Source organism: Bradyrhizobium sp. AZCC 1588, from assembly GCF_036924735.1.
Taxonomy (GTDB): Bacteria; Pseudomonadota; Alphaproteobacteria; order Rhizobiales; family Xanthobacteraceae; genus Bradyrhizobium.
This window is the reverse complement of record NZ_JAZHSC010000001.1, coordinates 113,816-128,537: the sequence shown is the minus strand read 5'-3', so window position 1 is coordinate 128,537 and position 14,722 is coordinate 113,816. Positions and strand designations below refer to the sequence as shown.

Genomic DNA, 14,722 nt, shown 5'->3' with positions numbered 1-14,722 from the left:
CTGCAATCGGGCCCGGCGCACCGGCTTTGTGGGCAGGTCCTTTCGGCACGACTCGGAGCGACATTCCGAGTTCAGCAGATCGGCGGTCACCGAGATGGTGATCACTATCTCCGTTGTTGATAGACAGGCTCATCGAACAGTACTTTGCATTTGCTTAACGAACGGACCAGCAGAGCTTCGCACCACGCGCTTTGCATACCAGATGCGCCTATACGCCATCGCATTTTGCTTTATTGAGTACGATGCCGGCGACGTTCTCATGTCGAATAACATCGAGCCCGCGCTTTACGACATCGGCATTCGTACGGCTCGCTTCAATCACAAAAATGAACGAATCCAACACATTCACCGCGGCCCGCGCGTCCGCAAACGGTTCCACTGCCGGCAAATCAACAATGACGTATTCGTAGTCTTGGCGAAGAGTACAAATCAATTTGTCGAGCAGCTCAGATGCTAGGACTTCACTCGCGTAGATTGGTCGAGATTTGTTGCCGACCGGTAGAAAAGCCAATTGTGTTGTGGACTCGATCCACGCCGTTTCGTGCACTGAAGCCGTTCCCGACATGACATCCAAAACACCAAGTTCCGCAGACGGAGCCAATGCGGCCGAGAGTGATTGATTTCGTAAGTTGCAGTCCACCAAAATAACTCTGGCCCCAGTGTTTGCCATGAGTAACGCCAAGGCCGCTGCAACAGTCGACTTGCCCTCGTCGGCTTGCGTTGAGGTAATCCCGATAACCTGGTTTCGCTTGCCCCGACGGTTCATGGAATCGATGGCTAGCTTGATCTCAATAAATGAATCCGCAAATCGAGACTGTGGCGCATCCGTAATGGTCCAGATTGGACTCGCGCTACGCGCGATCTTTCTAGCCACAGAGTTGGATAAAGCACGCTTGTGGCGACGCGCGCTATCCGCAAACAACGAGCCAAGCACGGCGCCGTCGGACTTGATCCCTGGGACAACTCCGATGCAGGCGATCTGAAGCGCTTTCCAGACTTGCTCGCTGGTGCGGAGGCTTCGATCTGACAGATCGCGCAGCATTCCGAGAACGACGCCGAGAAGCGCGCCTCCAATGGTCGATATTCCAAGCACGACTCCGACTTTTGGCGAACTGGCCCTCAAGGGACGGGAAGCTTCGGCGAGCAGACGGGCTTCCAATACCGGCGAGGATTGCTGCTGCGCCTCGATGTAACGCAGGAGACGGAGAAAATTATCATAAGTCCTGGCGGTGGATTCCGCGGCGGCCTCCAATTCTCGGAGCTCACCTTGCGTCCTCGCCGTCAATTGGGACGCGGGTGTGCCCGCATCGACCGTCTCTGCGGAATCCGCGGTATCGTTCCTGTTCTTTCGATAGTTCGTCAATGCTTTTTGGGCAGTCGACGCTTCGTTGCTCAGCTCGCTTATCCGATCCTTGACCCACTTCTCATTTCGCAAAACCGATTTGTATTTTGAGTCCATTTGATCGGCGATATATGTTTCCGCAACGGTGTTGAGGATCTGCGTCGCTCGGTCAGGATCGACGGAGTCGAAGCTAATCTCGATAATGTACGTAAGGCCGACGCGCTTGGCCGAAAGCTTGCGTTCGAACGATCTCAGGGCATACCTCGTTGCGCCAGATTCCGTTTCCGGTTTGATCCAGCCGAGCAGCCGGGATATCGATTTGATCATGCTGCGCAGGACGCCATTTTCCGGGACAAATTCCGGATCCTCTGCCAGGCTTAGTTTCCCTATTACGGCACGAGCGATACTCTCAGACTTTATGATTGCGATCTGACTTTCCACGATCGTTGATACGGACGCGGCGTCTCTCGCAGCCGCTTTCGACTCTACGACGAGTTGCGCGTCGGCAGTAAACGTCGGCACTGCAGCAATGAGGTAGAGGAGACCAACGCCAAGCGTTATCAAACACGTCGATAATATGAGCGAGGTGCGCCGTCGAATGAATGCCACCCCTCCTGCCAGCGACTCGGTCGGCAAGCGAAATTCAGGGGGCATAGCGTCCGATTCTACCGGATTGTCCGGTCTATTGGTCTTCAGCATTTTCTTGTACTGCCGCTAGTGGTGTCAACCTGAGGCTCCGCACATCATGATACGAAGCGCACGGGGTGCGGATGCCCAATTCCAATGCACCCTGGGGATTCACTAAATGAAAAGGTCGGTTGGTTGCAGCAGACGGAGCCGCGTTAATAAGCATTCCAGTACACCTTTCTGGAAAAGAGGGTCATGACCATGATTTTGAGATCGAAAAGAAGCGACCAGTTGTCGATATAGTAGAGATCATGCTCCACACGGCGCTGCATCTTCTCGAGAGTATCGGTGTCGCCACGGTACCCATTGACCTGAGCCCAGCCGGTAATGCCAGGCTTGACGTTGTGACGACGGAAAAATGACGAAATCAGCTCAGCGAACGCCTCGTTTTGAGCGGTTGGCTGTGGACGGGGCCCGACGAGCGACATGTCGCCGACGAGAACATTCAATAGCTGTGGAAGCTCATCGATGTTCGTACGGCGCATGATACGTCCCAGACGAGTCACACGTGGATCGTGTCTGGTGGCAGGTCTGAAATTGTCGCCTTCTTCCATCACGGTCATGGATCTGAATTTAAGCACGTGAATGGGCTCGTTGTTGTAGCCATGCCGCCTCTGACGAAATAGCACGGGCCCACGGGAGTCGAGCTTGATTGCAAACGCCACGATAGCGAGGACGGGGCTAGCTACAATAAGTCCGGCGATTGCAGCGACGACGTCGAATGCTCGCTTTATTGCTCGGTTGAATGGAGTGAGGGGACACTGAAAGATCCGCATCGTCACCATGTTGCCGAACTGAGTGATCCGCGACACGGCCATGAGATCGACAGTCCCAACAGGGACGACGTGAACGTCAACTGGGAGCTCGGATAGGGCGCCGGCAAGGACGAGAGCAACCGGAATATCCGGCTCCGACGTCAAAATTACAACGTCATCCGCTCGAAGGGGTCGGCAATCCGCGACCAGTGGGCGGGCATCAGGCAGCACTTGGACGGTGCTGGTGCGCGACGGTCCTGAAGAGTCGGCGCGAAATGTCGGAAAGTCGAACGAGCGGATGGTTCGAATTCCGGTGGCGGCTGCTCGCGCGGAAAAATGCAAGCAGTGATTCGGGTCTCCTATGAGAATGACGCGCCTGGCATCTATCAACCCTGAGGCAATCGAAGGCTGTAGTAATGAGAACCAAAGTGCACGGGTGCAGAGCACCGTAAGGAGAACGCTCACAGCTTGAGCTATGACAGTAGCGCGCGAGTAGTCTTCGGAGACTTTCAAAAGGAATATCGTCGAGACAAAGAAGGAGAATACGAGGAAGACGCCGCTGGCGCCGTTCCATAGGAAGACGTGGCGGGGCTGCGTCTGAATCCGTGAGTATTGCCGGTGCCCTATGGAAACCAGCAATTGCAAGGTAGCGATCAGAAGGGATTCCGGAATGTACTGGGCGGGATCCGGCGAGTGCAGCAGGACCAACCGATAATAGAGGAAGGCTGCGGCATAGGCCGCAGCGGTTACGAGCAGGAATTCGCTCGCCGCTGCCAGTGCCAACAGGACAGCCAAGCGGCCCCTGCCGATGCGTGCTGGGGTTTCCCTGCCGACGTCGACCGACTCTGCTGGAAACTTGGTAGAGGCCGGCACATTGGCAAACGAGGCATAACTCATAGCACCTTGCCACCCAGTCACTCTGTCTCGCTGGCCAAATCAGTACCATCGGAGACAACGGTTCGAAGTGGCTATAAATGGGTAGAAAGGGGTAACTACGATGGTCGATTGAGCTGCGGCATTGCGGGACTAAAATTGTTGGAAAGCAATCGGCTCGCAATGCCCCTTCCAATGATGAGAATGCGACGTTGATAGAGGATCAATCGAACATGGCGGAAGAGGGCACTGAGCGGTCCGGCGCCCAATGAGTGAACAGAACGTTGATTTTGCGGAGCGTCTGGCTCGACGGTCGGCCGGATGCGCGGGATGGCTATGTGCTGCCTTCCGCGAAACGATTCGAAGGATTTCCGGTGAAGGTGAATACGTCCGTACAGAGAGTTGCCGCCATGCCGAACTCCAGACAGCGCAATTGCATTCGTATCGATGCCTTTGGCGGCAGCTTGGGTCGTTGCAGATGGGGCTTGGTGGCTGTCGGCCTGACGATTTCCGTCACTCAAGCCAACGCCGAGTATCGAGTAAATGTTGGAGATGTACTGGAGGTCGCGGTGGCAGGCGTGCCGGACCTGCGGCATCGTGCTGCCGTCCAAATTGACGGGAACATTTCATTACCACTAGTCGGAACGGTTCCAGTAGCCGGCCTCTCCCTGCCGCAGATCCGATCCAAAATTGGGTCCGCACTGGCTAGCAAGGTGTATCGACAGAGGGCTCCGGATGGCCGTGAGGGCGTCATCGTGATTGACGCAGATGAGGTTACGGCGATCGTGGCCGAATACAGGCCCCTATACGTAAATGGGGACGTGTCGAAGCCGGGTGAGTACTCTTATCGTCCCGCCATCACCGCGCGCCAACTCGTCGCCATGGCGGGTGGCTACGACATCATGCGTATCAGAATGAGTAATCCCTATCTCGAGTCGGCGGACTTGAGAAGCGAGTACGGATCGCTTTGGACAGAACTCGCCAAAGAGCAGGCGCGTATGTGGCGTATCAAGAATGAGCTCGGAGAGCGGACGCAACTCAATCCAGGCGTTCTGACGGACGTGCCCGTAGCTCGATCGACGATATCGGAAATCGTCAATGCAGAAACGGAATATCTGAAGACAAAGCAGAGTGACTATCAGCGGGAGAAGGAGTTCCTTCAGCGCAGCGTCCGACAGGGAGAGGATCAGGTCCGCGTGCTCTCGGAGCAGCAGAAGAAAGAGGAAGAGGGATTGCAGTCAGACCTCGAAGAACTGCAGAAAGTGTCCGATCTCTACGGCAAGGGGTCCTTGACCAGCCCTCGCGTTACGGATGCCCGGCGCGGGGTGCTGCTGTCATCGACTCGGAAGCTGCAGACCTCTGCGCAACTATTGTCGATCAAGCAGCACCAGGACGAGGTCGCCAGAAGGCTGGTAAAGCTCGACGACCAGCGACGGCTCGATCTGCTCCGCGAGTTGCAGGACACCAGCGTAAAGCTCAACCAAATTCGCGAAAAGCTGCAGAGCGTCGCCGAGAAGATTCAGTATACCGCGATGGTTCGATCACAGCTCGTACGAGGAGCGGACACGAGAGCGGAGATTGCCATCGTTAGAAAAAGCGAGAAGGGACCGGAACGGATTGTCGCAAGCGAAGATACCGAACTGCGTCCGGGGGATGCCGTCGAGGTCACCCTGCGATATCAGGACGGTCTTGGTGCGGCTCTCCAGAGGCAGAGCAGTTCTTCAACTACTCCATAGCGATGGGCCGGACCGATACGACCGGGGGCGATTCGCTGCGCGAGATGCCCTCGGATCGGAAGGGCGCCACGTCTGGGAGGTGACTGTCGACGCCGCTGCCACAATGCAGCGTCAGCCCATTGATTTCGAACGGAGAGTAATATGCGACGCAATTATGATAGTTGCAAACGCGTTCTGGTCACCGGTGGAGCCGGCTTTCTAGGCTCCCATCTAATCGATCGACTGCTTTCCGACGGCCATGACGTTGTCTGCGCGGACAATCTCTTCACGGGAACCAAGCACAACATTGGACATCTGCATGCAACTCCGCGCTTTGAATTCATACGCCACGACATCACCTTTCCCTTGTACGTCGAAGTCGACGAAATCTACAATTTGGCCTGCCCGGCGTCGCCGATTCAGTACCAGCACGACCCGGTGCAGACCACAAAAACGTCGGTCCTCGGCGCGATTAACATGCTGGGCCTCGCCAAGCGTCTGAAGTGCCGAATTCTACAGGCTTCGACAAGCGAGGTTTATGGCGATCCTTCGGTTCATCCTCAAACCGAGGATTATTGGGGTCATGTGAACCCCGTTGGACCTCGATCCTGCTATGATGAGGGAAAGCGTTGCGCCGAAACCTTATTCTTCGATTATCATCGACAATGCGGTGTCGAAATCAAGGTCGCTCGTATCTTCAACACATACGGTCCGCGGATGCATTGGAATGACGGTCGAGTAGTGTCCAATTTCATTATTCAGGCACTCAGCGGCGAGCCGATTACACTCTATGGCAACGGCAGCCAGACGCGTTCATTCTGTTACGTTGATGACTTGATAGACGGTCTGGTGCGCCTCATGGACAGTCGAGATTCATTCATCGGACCAGTCAATTTGGGAAATGAAGGAGAATTCACGATTCGCGAGCTTGCGGAACTGGTGCTCGCCGAAACCGGCTCGTCGTCAAAACTTGTCAATTTACCGTTGCCCCGCGACGACCCCAGACAACGCCGACCCGATACTTCCCTCGCCAAAGCCGAATTGGGCTGGCAACCGACCGTAAGACTGCAAGACGGACTGAGGCCGACCGTTGCATTTTTTCGCCGCGACTACGCGCGCCGAGCCCGCAAACAGGAGGAGCCACATCTGGTTGCCGTCTAGGCTTGAACGGAAACAGTTGATGCGTTCCGTCGCTGGCGGCTCCTCAGGACGCCAAGATGGTCACCCAGGGCGCGCGACCGGAGGGAACGATGGAATGCAATGCTCGAGGCATTGTGTCCCGGTGCAGGGTAGACGCGCGGTAGCCTAATCCGAAGAGGTAGGAAGGCTCCTCCTGCGAGCAATAGGGTTGGCATCGGTGGGGCGCATCGCAACAGAAATTGCAGACAGCCATCGCTTGTTGTGCATCCGCCAGCCGCCGCGCGATGCGGTCAAGGCGCAAGACCTCTACGCGAAGGCCGACGCTGCAGGAACCAAGGAGGCGAAAGCACGAATTGAGGCGCTGCGTCGGTAGCACCATTGGGGCGACCGCGGAAAGCGTCCGAGACAGCCCTATTGAGCGGGAGTGCTGGCTACATCTGGGCAGTCGCTGTTCTTCATCCACGCCCGGATTATGACCGTTGCCCTACCGGCGGCCGCGAGGCCGCGCAATACGTGGACGATTTCAATGAACGGGCTGCGACTGTTCGCGAACCTTCAAGAGCTGGGTGCCACGATAGCCGTTTGGGTTTTTCATCTGCCAACGCCAATGGTCGGCGCACATCTGTGTCAATGATCGCCTTGATGTCCAGCCCAATAGCTTCCTCGCGAGCGTCGGATCAGCATAACAAATTGCAACGTCACCAACCCTGCGTTCGTCGATCACGTAGGGAATTCGCCTGCCGCTCACAACCTCGAATGTCCGAACCACCTCCAAGACGCTGCTCCCGCTTCCTGTTCCGAGATTGACGGTCAGTACGCCGGGTTGTTTCAGGTGGTTCAGAGCACTTAGATGCCCGGATGCAAGATCTACGACATGAATAAAGTCGCGGATTCCCGTGCCATCCGAAGTATCATAGTCGTTTCCCCAAATGTGTAGCTTCTCACGCTTTCCGATCGCCACTTGCGCCACAAACGGCAACAGGTTGCTCGGAACGCCCAAAGGGTCTTCACCGATGAGCCCGCTTTCATGCGCACCAACCGGATTGAAGTAGCGCAGAATACCAATCTGCCAACTTTCATCGGACCTATAAAGATCCCGTAGTATTTCTTCGATGAAAAGCTTTGTGCGGCCGTACGGATTGGTCGGTCCGACGGGATGCTTCTCGTCCAGCGGCAGGTACATGGGAGACCCATAAACGGTTGCGGACGAACTAAAAACGAGCGTCTTCACGCTTGCTCTCGTCATGGCAGACACCAGCCGCATCGTTCCCAAGACGTTATTCTCGTAATAACTCATGGGCCGAACGCCGGAATCGCCTACCGCCTTGAACCCCGCGAGGTGAATGACGGCGGTCACTTCGTAAGCACGCAATATCTCGTAGATCGCATCTTCGTTACAGATGTCGGCATGTCGAAAGACGAGCGATCGTCCGCAAATGGCTTGCACACGTTCGAGAGACGCTTCGTTGCTGTTGGAGAGGTTATCGACCGCGACGACATCGAGCCCAGCGTCAAGTAACGCGACAGAGACATGGGACCCGATGTAGCCAGCGCCTCCGGTCAATAGGATCATGTCGGAGCTTTCCGTTAGGCAGTTGCGCAGTCATGCCGGGCCTCGCTGGCCTCGATCTTGTCCTACACAACATGCGCACAACCGGCTCAGGGCAATCGACAGCTTCGGTATAATTCCGCTCAAGAACCAAGGGCCGCGAGAGTCCTGATAGTTGCCCGGCCTATTTTCCGAGCCGTGCTGTTCCGCTGCGTATCAGGCGGCCAATGTTGGGAGCCTTCACGCGATCGGTGGGTTGATGGATCAACTGGGGCCGTACTACTCCCTCGATCTGCTTGCTATTGGAAACAATCGGGAGCGAATCCGGAAATTGCTCGCTTGTACCGCCATTAATTTTCGGCCGCACCAGTGAACCGTTATTCATCCCCCAAATTGCTGCTTGGGTCCGGTTCTGGACCCGGATCTTGCGAAGGATCGCCTTGACATGAACCTTTACGGTCGCCTCCGCGATATCGATCTTGCGCGCTATGGACTTGTTGGAATCGCCCGCGATCAGGCATTGCATGATTGATTGTTCCCGAGGGGACAGTTGTTGCGTAATGCTGCGCTCCGCGGTGAAGGCGATCGCCCGAGCATTGTCGTTGCGCGGCTCCGGCCTGGCGCGTTGGTCGCTTTCAGGCTGGAGAATGGATGACATGAATGCCGGCGGAAAGATTGTTTCACCCATCATCACCAGTTCAATGGATTTGACGAATACATCGCACGTCATGACATCGATGAAATAGCCGCTGGCGCCCGCCTGGAAGGCCGCAACCATCTCTTCTAGCCGATAGTGGTCGGCTACGACCGCAATGCGTGCTTTCGGATGCCGCTCCCGCGAGTGCTCAATTTGTTCAACGGCGGATTCGAAATCATCGCCCGCATGGACAATGAGAACCAGCGATGGGTGCGATTGGAATTTGTTCGGCGACAAATCATCGGCGCATGACACCGACGCAAGGGTGCGAAAATTTGCCGCGCCTAGAATTCTAGCAATACCCTCTCTGATCAGTACGCTTTTCCCGACGATGCACGTTGCAAAAGATCGCCGCCTCCGCATTTCACCCTCCCAGCCATTACGCAATTTGACAATTTCGACAAATGCAAGAACACGGTAATTCTGGCCTTGAATCGGGGCTTTTCCGATCGATGGAGCCTTCTTCGCCTTCGTCTTTCTGGAATTTGGCAGCTTCAGTCGGGTGGAATTGTTCTACTTTTGCAGCGTCGGGTTGATGAATTTCGATGACTCGGATGTTAGATTCGAATTCCCGCTATCCAAATATACCTTTGGTTATAAGCCGTCCGTTACGTGCAGGGTATCGGTCATAGGAGCAAACGGCCGTCGGGCCTTGCGGCTCATCGATGCGATGATGTCGGCTGCGGCGAGGACCGACTGATATTCATGTGAAGCGTACTGCACGCCGCGATCGGAATGATGGATCAATCCGGCACCCGGCCGCTGCTGGCAGCCAGACACAACCAGCCTCCGCGGTTGGAATGTAAGTGATATCGGCCAGCCAGACCTGGTTAGGAGCGGCGGCGGTGAAGTCACGCGCGATCAGGTTCGGCGCGATCGGCAGAGTGTGACGGCTATCGGTGGTGCGAACCCGGACGCTCGCGCCAGCATAATAGCCGGCCGGCGAGACCTCGAGCACGGCACACATGAGCCGTACCAGATACGGTGTCGCGGTAGTCCTCAATGAAGCGGAAGCTCATGTCCGCGTTCCGGCAAAGATCGCGATCGACTTTTTTAAGACGTCGCGCTACATGCGCAGCCGCTCGTTCTCCTGGCGCAGCCGGGCGATCTCCCCAGCCTGGTCTGCCGACATCGGCGTCGTCTGCTTGGTGGGGCGCCACGCCGCCGATGTCGGCTCCTGCCGGAACTTGTCCACCCAGCGCCGCGGTACCGAGTCGCGCAGACCGAGTTCCTTGGCCACCGACGTGATCGAACGACGGCTCGACATCGCCAACTCGACGGCTCGACGCTTGTAATCCTCCGGAACAACTGACGTGACCGACGTTCTTCCATTCGACACCTTCCCGAGCCTACTACAAGTGTCCATTCATTCAGAGGAGGTTTAGCCCTACCGTCATGGTCGATTATATATTCTGGCATCGAGCAGGGGGGATGAATAAATGCTGGGGGGCGGGGTTAACATCGGGGACAGGCTGAGGACTGCCCAATGCGTAGTATCAGCGTGGTGATTGCGGATCGGCATCCCGTAGTCTTGAAGGGCTTGAGCAACGTGCTTGGAGCCCACTCCGATTTCAAGATTGTTGCATCTTTCACGGATGGTCCGGGCTGCGTCGAGGCAATTCGGAATCTAGCGCCGGACATAGCTATTCTCGACGCCTCGATGCCTGGCGTGAGCAGGCCGGAGATTCTCTCCATCGTAAATACCGAGAATCCGTCCACGCGGTTCGTCTTTTTCACTTCATCTGAAGTGGAAAGTGAGTTGGTCATGTCAGCCGCTACCGACGGTTACAGCTTCATCTCAAAGGAGGTGGAGCCCGGAATTCTCGTGCAGCTCTTGCGCCAGGTTGCGGGAGATCGGCGGCTGTTTCCGCAGCCTGCAGCCGATCAGGCCGCATTTCGGGAGCAAAGCGCGCTCACGGAGAACGCCGTCGCTGTGCTGACAGACCGCGAGCGCCAGATCATGCGGTTGGTGTCCGAAGGGCTCTCGAACAAGGAAATTGGCCGACGCCTGAACATCAGCAACGGCACCATCAAGGTGCATCTCCATCACATCTTTCAGAAGCTTGAAATCAGCAACCGGACGGTGCTCGCAGCCATTGCGATCTCGCAGGATGACGGAGCGAGTGTCTACCTGGAAAGTGAACCGCCTCGGAGTCGTCGAGGTTAGAAACGAATAACCCGGAAGCGTAGCTTAAGCGCAAATGCCCTGACGCAGACCATCGTGCGCATCGTTGGCTCGGATCGACAGCCGCCTGGTGCGTTGCGTCCGCTGCTACATGACTTCGCGCAAGGCGCGGCTTCCGCGAGCGGCTCAATAGGCCTCGCTCACGAGGACCGTCGGGATACTGACATGCGGTTTGCGGACACTATTGGCTCACGAAAAGATTTTTCGTCAACTCCTCCACCGGGGTGCTCATCGAAAACCGGGAACCTTACGCTGCAGGGCGTAGAAGCGGTCCCGCCACGGACCGATGCGATAGCCGGCGCCAGCCGCCTTCGCTTCAGTGAGCATATCGTCATAAGGCACGCGGAAGAATTCTACGGTCATTGGACCGCTATCAAAAAGCGCAAATTCTGCGAATTTTGGCGCTTGCTTGCGCGAAGCGTCCAGTGATCCCGGATTGACGAAGTATTCCCGATCCGACCGCAGTTTCACGACACCGTCCGCGAGAAGGTCGCGAACGCTTCCATCGTCTGCGACCTCGAAGATCTTTTGCTGATGCACGTGACCATAGAAGCAGACGCGGCGGCCGGGAAAGTCCGCGCGAAGGTAACGGACGTTCTCTTCGATATGAAGCGGCGTGGTCATGTACTGTTGCACATCGCGCACGCCGCCGTGAACGAGCACCACGCTGTCTTCGATCTGGACGGTTCTCGGCAGCGAGCGCAGATATTCCATGGTTTCGGGCTGGAGCAGTCGGCGCGTGCGTTTGAGCGCATGCATCGCCTTGTTCGAGCAGCGCTCGAAGCCGAGGCGGCTGATGCCGATAAGATCGTGGTTTCCCGCAATGGAGACGACGCCGCACTCCCGCAAAATAGCGACGCAATCGTCAGAATCGGCGTTGTAGCCGATGATGTCGCCGATGCACAGGAGTTGTTCGGGACGGTGATCTTCCAGCGCCGCGAGCGTCGCGACAAGAGCTTCGCGGTTGCCGTGGATATCGCCTAACACGCCATAGAGAGCCATCGTCGCGACCATACCTTCATCAGCCCGAGCAATTTACGAACCTTGCGAACGAAGTCCATCGCCAGGGGCGTCGGATCGCTCCAGGCGAAGACGTTGTAGACGGTGCGCGTAAAGAGGATCGAGGACAGCCAGCCAATCAGGCTCAGCTGCCGACGTGCGGCGAGCTGACGATAGGCGCGCCAATCGAGCGGCATGCAAAGCCAGCGCGTGTCCGTGCGATAGGACAGCGGCGGTGGCCGCTTGCCCGCGACAAGGTAGTCGTACGCGACCTCCATGAGGTTGAGGCCATTCGCCGCGCCGAGGTAATGCCAGAGATTGAAGCGCGCGTTCACCTCAAGAAGAAAGTGCTCGCCGGATTCCACATCCGTCTTGAAGTCCATTTTGAACGCGCCCTTCAGAGGCACCTGCTCGGCTATCCGCCGCCCGAACGTCGCGAGAGCGTCGTCGTGGATCAACTCGATGAACGAGCTCTCGCCGGTTAGTAGCGGAAACGTGCGCAACTTCCGGCCGACGAATGAGGCAAGGACCTTTCCATGCTCGTCGGCGACACCGTGGAATGACCAGAGCTGGCGATCATCTCCCCGAACGTACTCCTGAAATGTGAGATGATCGCGAAAGCGCCCGACGCGCGGATCGGCGGCTGCAGCGCGGCCGTTCTCGAAAATGAGCGCCTTGCCGTGGTCGCTGAAAAGCTGGATCTGAAGCGGCGAATGATACCAGCTGAATTTCGAGCGGGGCTTGGCAAGCACCGGGTCCTCGATCTCGGAAAGTAAATCCCAGGGCAGGCTGCGCGGCACCGGAAGGTCTCTGCCGCGCGCCAGCGCCTCGAAGCGGTCTTTCGTCAGCAGCCCGAGCGCTACTTCCGGATCGCTCAGGAGCAGCAGAAACTTCTCCTCGAAACGGGCGCGATGCATGTAGATGAGTTCGAGGAAATAGTCCTCGCCATACATCAAGGGAACCCGGCGGCCGAGCGCGCGGAGAAGCCGGTCCCCGGTATCGAGAAGCGCCTCGATCAGCGCGTCTGGCTCGTTCCGGGGCGGAAGGATGCAGCGCCCGCCGCAATAGCGGGAGGCGAATGCCGGGGCGTCCTCACTTGAGGCAACGATCGCCGGAATGCCCGCCATCCCGAGCGGGCGGAGCAAGACGGGTCCAGCCGCAAGCAGAACCGGCGGCCGGTCCGCCGTGATGTTCCGGCAGTTGATGTCGAGTATGGTGGCCATTGCCCTCTATGTGGCTTGATTAAGGCGTACTCGGTTGGATTCATCGTAACTTCACGATCGGCAGCTCTGCTTCATCCCGCGATTTTCTCGCTTCCTTGAGGCGACGTATCGGTTTTGCCTCTATGTTGGGCTCAACGTCACCCATTCGCGGCATGATCCCTGGCGTAACCTCCGGTCGGCGCTGAGCGAGCAATGGGCGGGGGCGGAACGCCAGGGGGCAGGTAGCCGTCGGGATCCTTCGATTGCCAGTGCCAATGATCGGCGCACGTCTGCGTCAACGACCGTGTCGCCTTCCAGCCCATGGATTCCTTGGCAAGGGTCGGATCGGCGTAGCAGACGGCAACGTCGCCCGTGCGCCGTTTGCCGATCTCGTAGGGAATCGTCCTCCTTACCGCCTCGAACGTCCGGATCACTTCCTCGGCTCGCATGGTTGGAGCTTCGGCGAAGCTCCGCCTCATTGGAAGCGCGATGGTTAGGTAGCCATTCTGGATTAGCCGAAGGATCGCTTCAGGCGTTCCCGCGAGTCGGACGCGCCAGCAAACTATCAACGGCGGGTACGAGGGGCGCCGGGGCCTACCGCGGAATGCGGCCTTGCGTCCCTAATTCGGCCGGGACTCGCATCCTTCTTCGGTGGCTAACCTGATTGGTCGATCCACAAAGCAGGCCTTTCTATAATCGGGAAATTCGGTCGTTGTCGGGAGCGGAACTATTGCATGCGACGATTTGCTAGGCCGTCGATGTCTGTCAGCGCCTCATCCAAAATGCGAAGCGCAGGCCTCTTGCTGTTCCGTCAAAGGAACAAGGACCTTCAAGTTTTGCTGGGGCACCCGGGAGGCCCGTTTTGGAATCGTAAGGATCAAGGTGCCTGGACCATTCCGAAAGGCCTGATCGGACCAGACGAGACCCCGCGTTCGGCCGCACATCGGGAGTTCGCAGAAGAGACCGGGCACTGTCCGGGCGGCGAAGCCATTCCGCTTGGCAGTGCCAAGCAACCAGGCGGAAAGGTCGTGCACATGTGGGCAATTCAAGACGATTGGGATCCAGCCAATCTTCAGAGCAACACATTCGAGATGGAATGGCCTCCGCGATCTGGGCGACGGCAATCATTCCCTGAGATCGATCGCGCGTCCTGGTTTAGCGTTGCCGAGGCGCGGCTTAAGATACTGAAAGGTCAGGCAGTGTTCCTGAATCGCCTACTAGAAGCACTCGCTAGGGCTGAAGATTAACTAGCAGGACTCGGCTGACGGCCTGGTGGAGCGTCGGCCGGCGGCGGCCAGCGCACCGACGGCTGGCGGGGCTGGGACGGCAGCCACGGTCGCGTGCCATCTGGGCCGGCAAACTTCGGTGAACTGAACACTTCGGCTAGCGATCCGAGCGGAGCTGAAAATGCTGCCAAGGTGCCGGATGCTCCAGGGACGAATTCCCTAGATGCCGCCAATTCGTCGGGTTCGACTACCGGCGCGGCATCACCCCGTGGTTCAATCACTGTTGGCACAAGCGATAATAGGGCTGGCAGCACGAGCTCTTGGTTGCTGATCGACGGAGCGGTCACGCCCG

General features: G+C 57.4%; 13 protein-coding genes and 1 pseudogene. 5 read left to right on the top strand and 9 right to left on the bottom strand.

Annotated features, from left to right (window positions below):
- Positions 1 to 208: 208 nt before the first annotated feature.
- On the bottom strand, positions 209 to 2,041 hold the full coding sequence (locus V1277_RS00540; RefSeq protein WP_334414603.1) for a Wzz/FepE/Etk N-terminal domain-containing protein: 1,833 nt from the start codon (positions 2,039 to 2,041) through the stop codon (positions 209 to 211).
- A gap of 143 nt (positions 2,042 to 2,184) precedes the next feature.
- Entirely contained in the window at positions 2,185 to 3,681 is a 1,497-nt protein-coding gene (locus tag V1277_RS00535; protein ID WP_334414602.1) for an undecaprenyl-phosphate glucose phosphotransferase, read from the bottom strand.
- A gap of 248 nt (positions 3,682 to 3,929) precedes the next feature.
- Here V1277_RS00535 and V1277_RS00530 point away from each other — a divergent pair, with 248 nt between their 5' ends.
- The 3 genes from V1277_RS00530 to V1277_RS00520 all read left to right on the top strand — a co-directional run bounded on the left by V1277_RS00530 (position 3,930) and on the right by V1277_RS00520 (position 6,885).
- Positions 3,930 to 5,393 carry a polysaccharide biosynthesis/export family protein gene (locus V1277_RS00530; RefSeq protein WP_334414601.1) on the top strand — a complete coding sequence of 488 codons (1,464 nt, stop codon included), beginning with the start codon at positions 3,930 to 3,932 and terminating at the stop codon, positions 5,391 to 5,393.
- A 141-nt stretch (positions 5,394 to 5,534) separates the two neighbouring features.
- Positions 5,535 to 6,533, top strand: coding sequence for a UDP-glucuronic acid decarboxylase family protein (locus V1277_RS00525; RefSeq protein WP_334376006.1), 999 nt, complete (start codon positions 5,535 to 5,537; stop codon positions 6,531 to 6,533).
- A gap of 187 nt (positions 6,534 to 6,720) precedes the next feature.
- Positions 6,721 to 6,885, top strand: coding sequence for a hypothetical protein (locus tag V1277_RS00520; RefSeq protein ID WP_334414600.1), 165 nt, complete (start codon positions 6,721 to 6,723; stop codon positions 6,883 to 6,885).
- Positions 6,886 to 7,035: 150 nt separating this feature from the next.
- On the opposite strand, the gene galE is transcribed toward V1277_RS00520, so the two are convergent.
- The 4 genes and pseudogenes from galE to V1277_RS00505 form a co-directional block, all read right to left on the bottom strand.
- Entirely contained in the window at positions 7,036 to 8,085 is a 1,050-nt protein-coding gene (gene galE / locus V1277_RS00515; RefSeq protein WP_334414599.1) for a UDP-glucose 4-epimerase GalE, read from the bottom strand.
- A gap of 160 nt (positions 8,086 to 8,245) precedes the next feature.
- On the bottom strand, positions 8,246 to 9,121 hold the full coding sequence (locus tag V1277_RS00510; RefSeq protein ID WP_334414598.1) for a response regulator transcription factor: 876 nt from the start codon (positions 9,119 to 9,121) through the stop codon (positions 8,246 to 8,248).
- A 288-nt stretch (positions 9,122 to 9,409) separates the two neighbouring features.
- Positions 9,410 to 9,662, bottom strand: a pseudogene (locus V1277_RS34910) (IS3 family transposase); the annotation flags it as partial.
- Positions 9,663 to 9,824: 162 nt separating this feature from the next.
- On the bottom strand, positions 9,825 to 10,097 hold the full coding sequence (locus V1277_RS00505) for a transposase (protein WP_334414597.1): 273 nt from the start codon (positions 10,095 to 10,097) through the stop codon (positions 9,825 to 9,827).
- Between the two features lie 147 nt (positions 10,098 to 10,244).
- On the opposite strand from V1277_RS00505, the gene V1277_RS00500 reads away from it, so the two are divergent.
- A complete protein-coding gene (locus V1277_RS00500) occupies positions 10,245 to 10,925 on the top strand; it encodes a response regulator transcription factor (RefSeq protein WP_334414596.1) in 681 nt (226 codons plus the stop codon).
- A 246-nt stretch (positions 10,926 to 11,171) separates the two neighbouring features.
- Here V1277_RS00500 and V1277_RS00495 read toward each other — a convergent pair whose 3' ends face one another.
- The 3 genes from V1277_RS00495 to V1277_RS00485 all read right to left on the bottom strand — a co-directional run bounded on the left by V1277_RS00495 (position 11,172) and on the right by V1277_RS00485 (position 13,593).
- The gene (locus V1277_RS00495) at positions 11,172 to 11,957 is read right to left on the bottom strand and encodes a metallophosphoesterase family protein (protein ID WP_334414595.1); all 786 of its coding nucleotides are present in this window, start codon (positions 11,955 to 11,957) and stop codon (positions 11,172 to 11,174) included.
- Complete coding sequence (locus tag V1277_RS00490; RefSeq protein WP_334414594.1) at positions 11,924 to 13,069, bottom strand: carboxylate--amine ligase; 1,146 nt, start codon at positions 13,067 to 13,069, stop codon at positions 11,924 to 11,926. The genes V1277_RS00495 and V1277_RS00490 overlap by 34 nt, the downstream gene beginning before the upstream one ends.
- A gap of 233 nt (positions 13,070 to 13,302) precedes the next feature.
- On the bottom strand, positions 13,303 to 13,593 hold the full coding sequence (locus V1277_RS00485) for a hypothetical protein (RefSeq protein WP_334414593.1): 291 nt from the start codon (positions 13,591 to 13,593) through the stop codon (positions 13,303 to 13,305).
- 309 nt (positions 13,594 to 13,902) lie between these two features.
- Between V1277_RS00485 and V1277_RS00480 the strand changes: the two genes are divergently transcribed.
- Positions 13,903 to 14,391, top strand: a complete 489-nt coding sequence (locus V1277_RS00480; RefSeq protein WP_442894554.1) for an NUDIX domain-containing protein — start codon at positions 13,903 to 13,905, stop codon at positions 14,389 to 14,391.
- Positions 14,392 to 14,722: the final 331 nt, after the last annotated feature.

Bases quoted from the DNA above. Each gene is read 5' to 3' on its own strand.
- V1277_RS00540 (WP_334414603.1), bottom strand. From the start codon at position 2,041: ATGCTGAAGACCAATAGACCGGACAATCCGGTAGAATCGGACGCTATG.
- V1277_RS00535 (WP_334414602.1), bottom strand. From the start codon at position 3,681: ATGAGTTATGCCTCGTTTGCCAATGTGCCGGCCTCTACCAAGTTTCCA.
- V1277_RS00525 (WP_334376006.1), top strand. From the start codon at position 5,535: ATGCGACGCAATTATGATAGTTGCAAACGCGTTCTGGTCACCGGTGGA.
- galE (WP_334414599.1), bottom strand. From the start codon at position 8,085: ATGATCCTATTGACCGGAGGCGCTGGCTACATCGGGTCCCATGTCTCT.
- V1277_RS00510 (WP_334414598.1), bottom strand. From the start codon at position 9,121: ATGCGGAGGCGGCGATCTTTTGCAACGTGCATCGTCGGGAAAAGCGTA.
- V1277_RS00500 (WP_334414596.1), top strand. From the start codon at position 10,245: ATGCGTAGTATCAGCGTGGTGATTGCGGATCGGCATCCCGTAGTCTTG.
- V1277_RS00495 (WP_334414595.1), bottom strand. From the start codon at position 11,957: ATGGTCGCGACGATGGCTCTCTATGGCGTGTTAGGCGATATCCACGGC.
- V1277_RS00490 (WP_334414594.1), bottom strand. From the start codon at position 13,069: ATGGCGGGCATTCCGGCGATCGTTGCCTCAAGTGAGGACGCCCCGGCA.
- V1277_RS00485 (WP_334414593.1), bottom strand. From the start codon at position 13,593: ATGCGAGCCGAGGAAGTGATCCGGACGTTCGAGGCGGTAAGGAGGACG.
- V1277_RS00480 (WP_442894554.1), top strand. From the start codon at position 13,903: ATGTCTGTCAGCGCCTCATCCAAAATGCGAAGCGCAGGCCTCTTGCTG.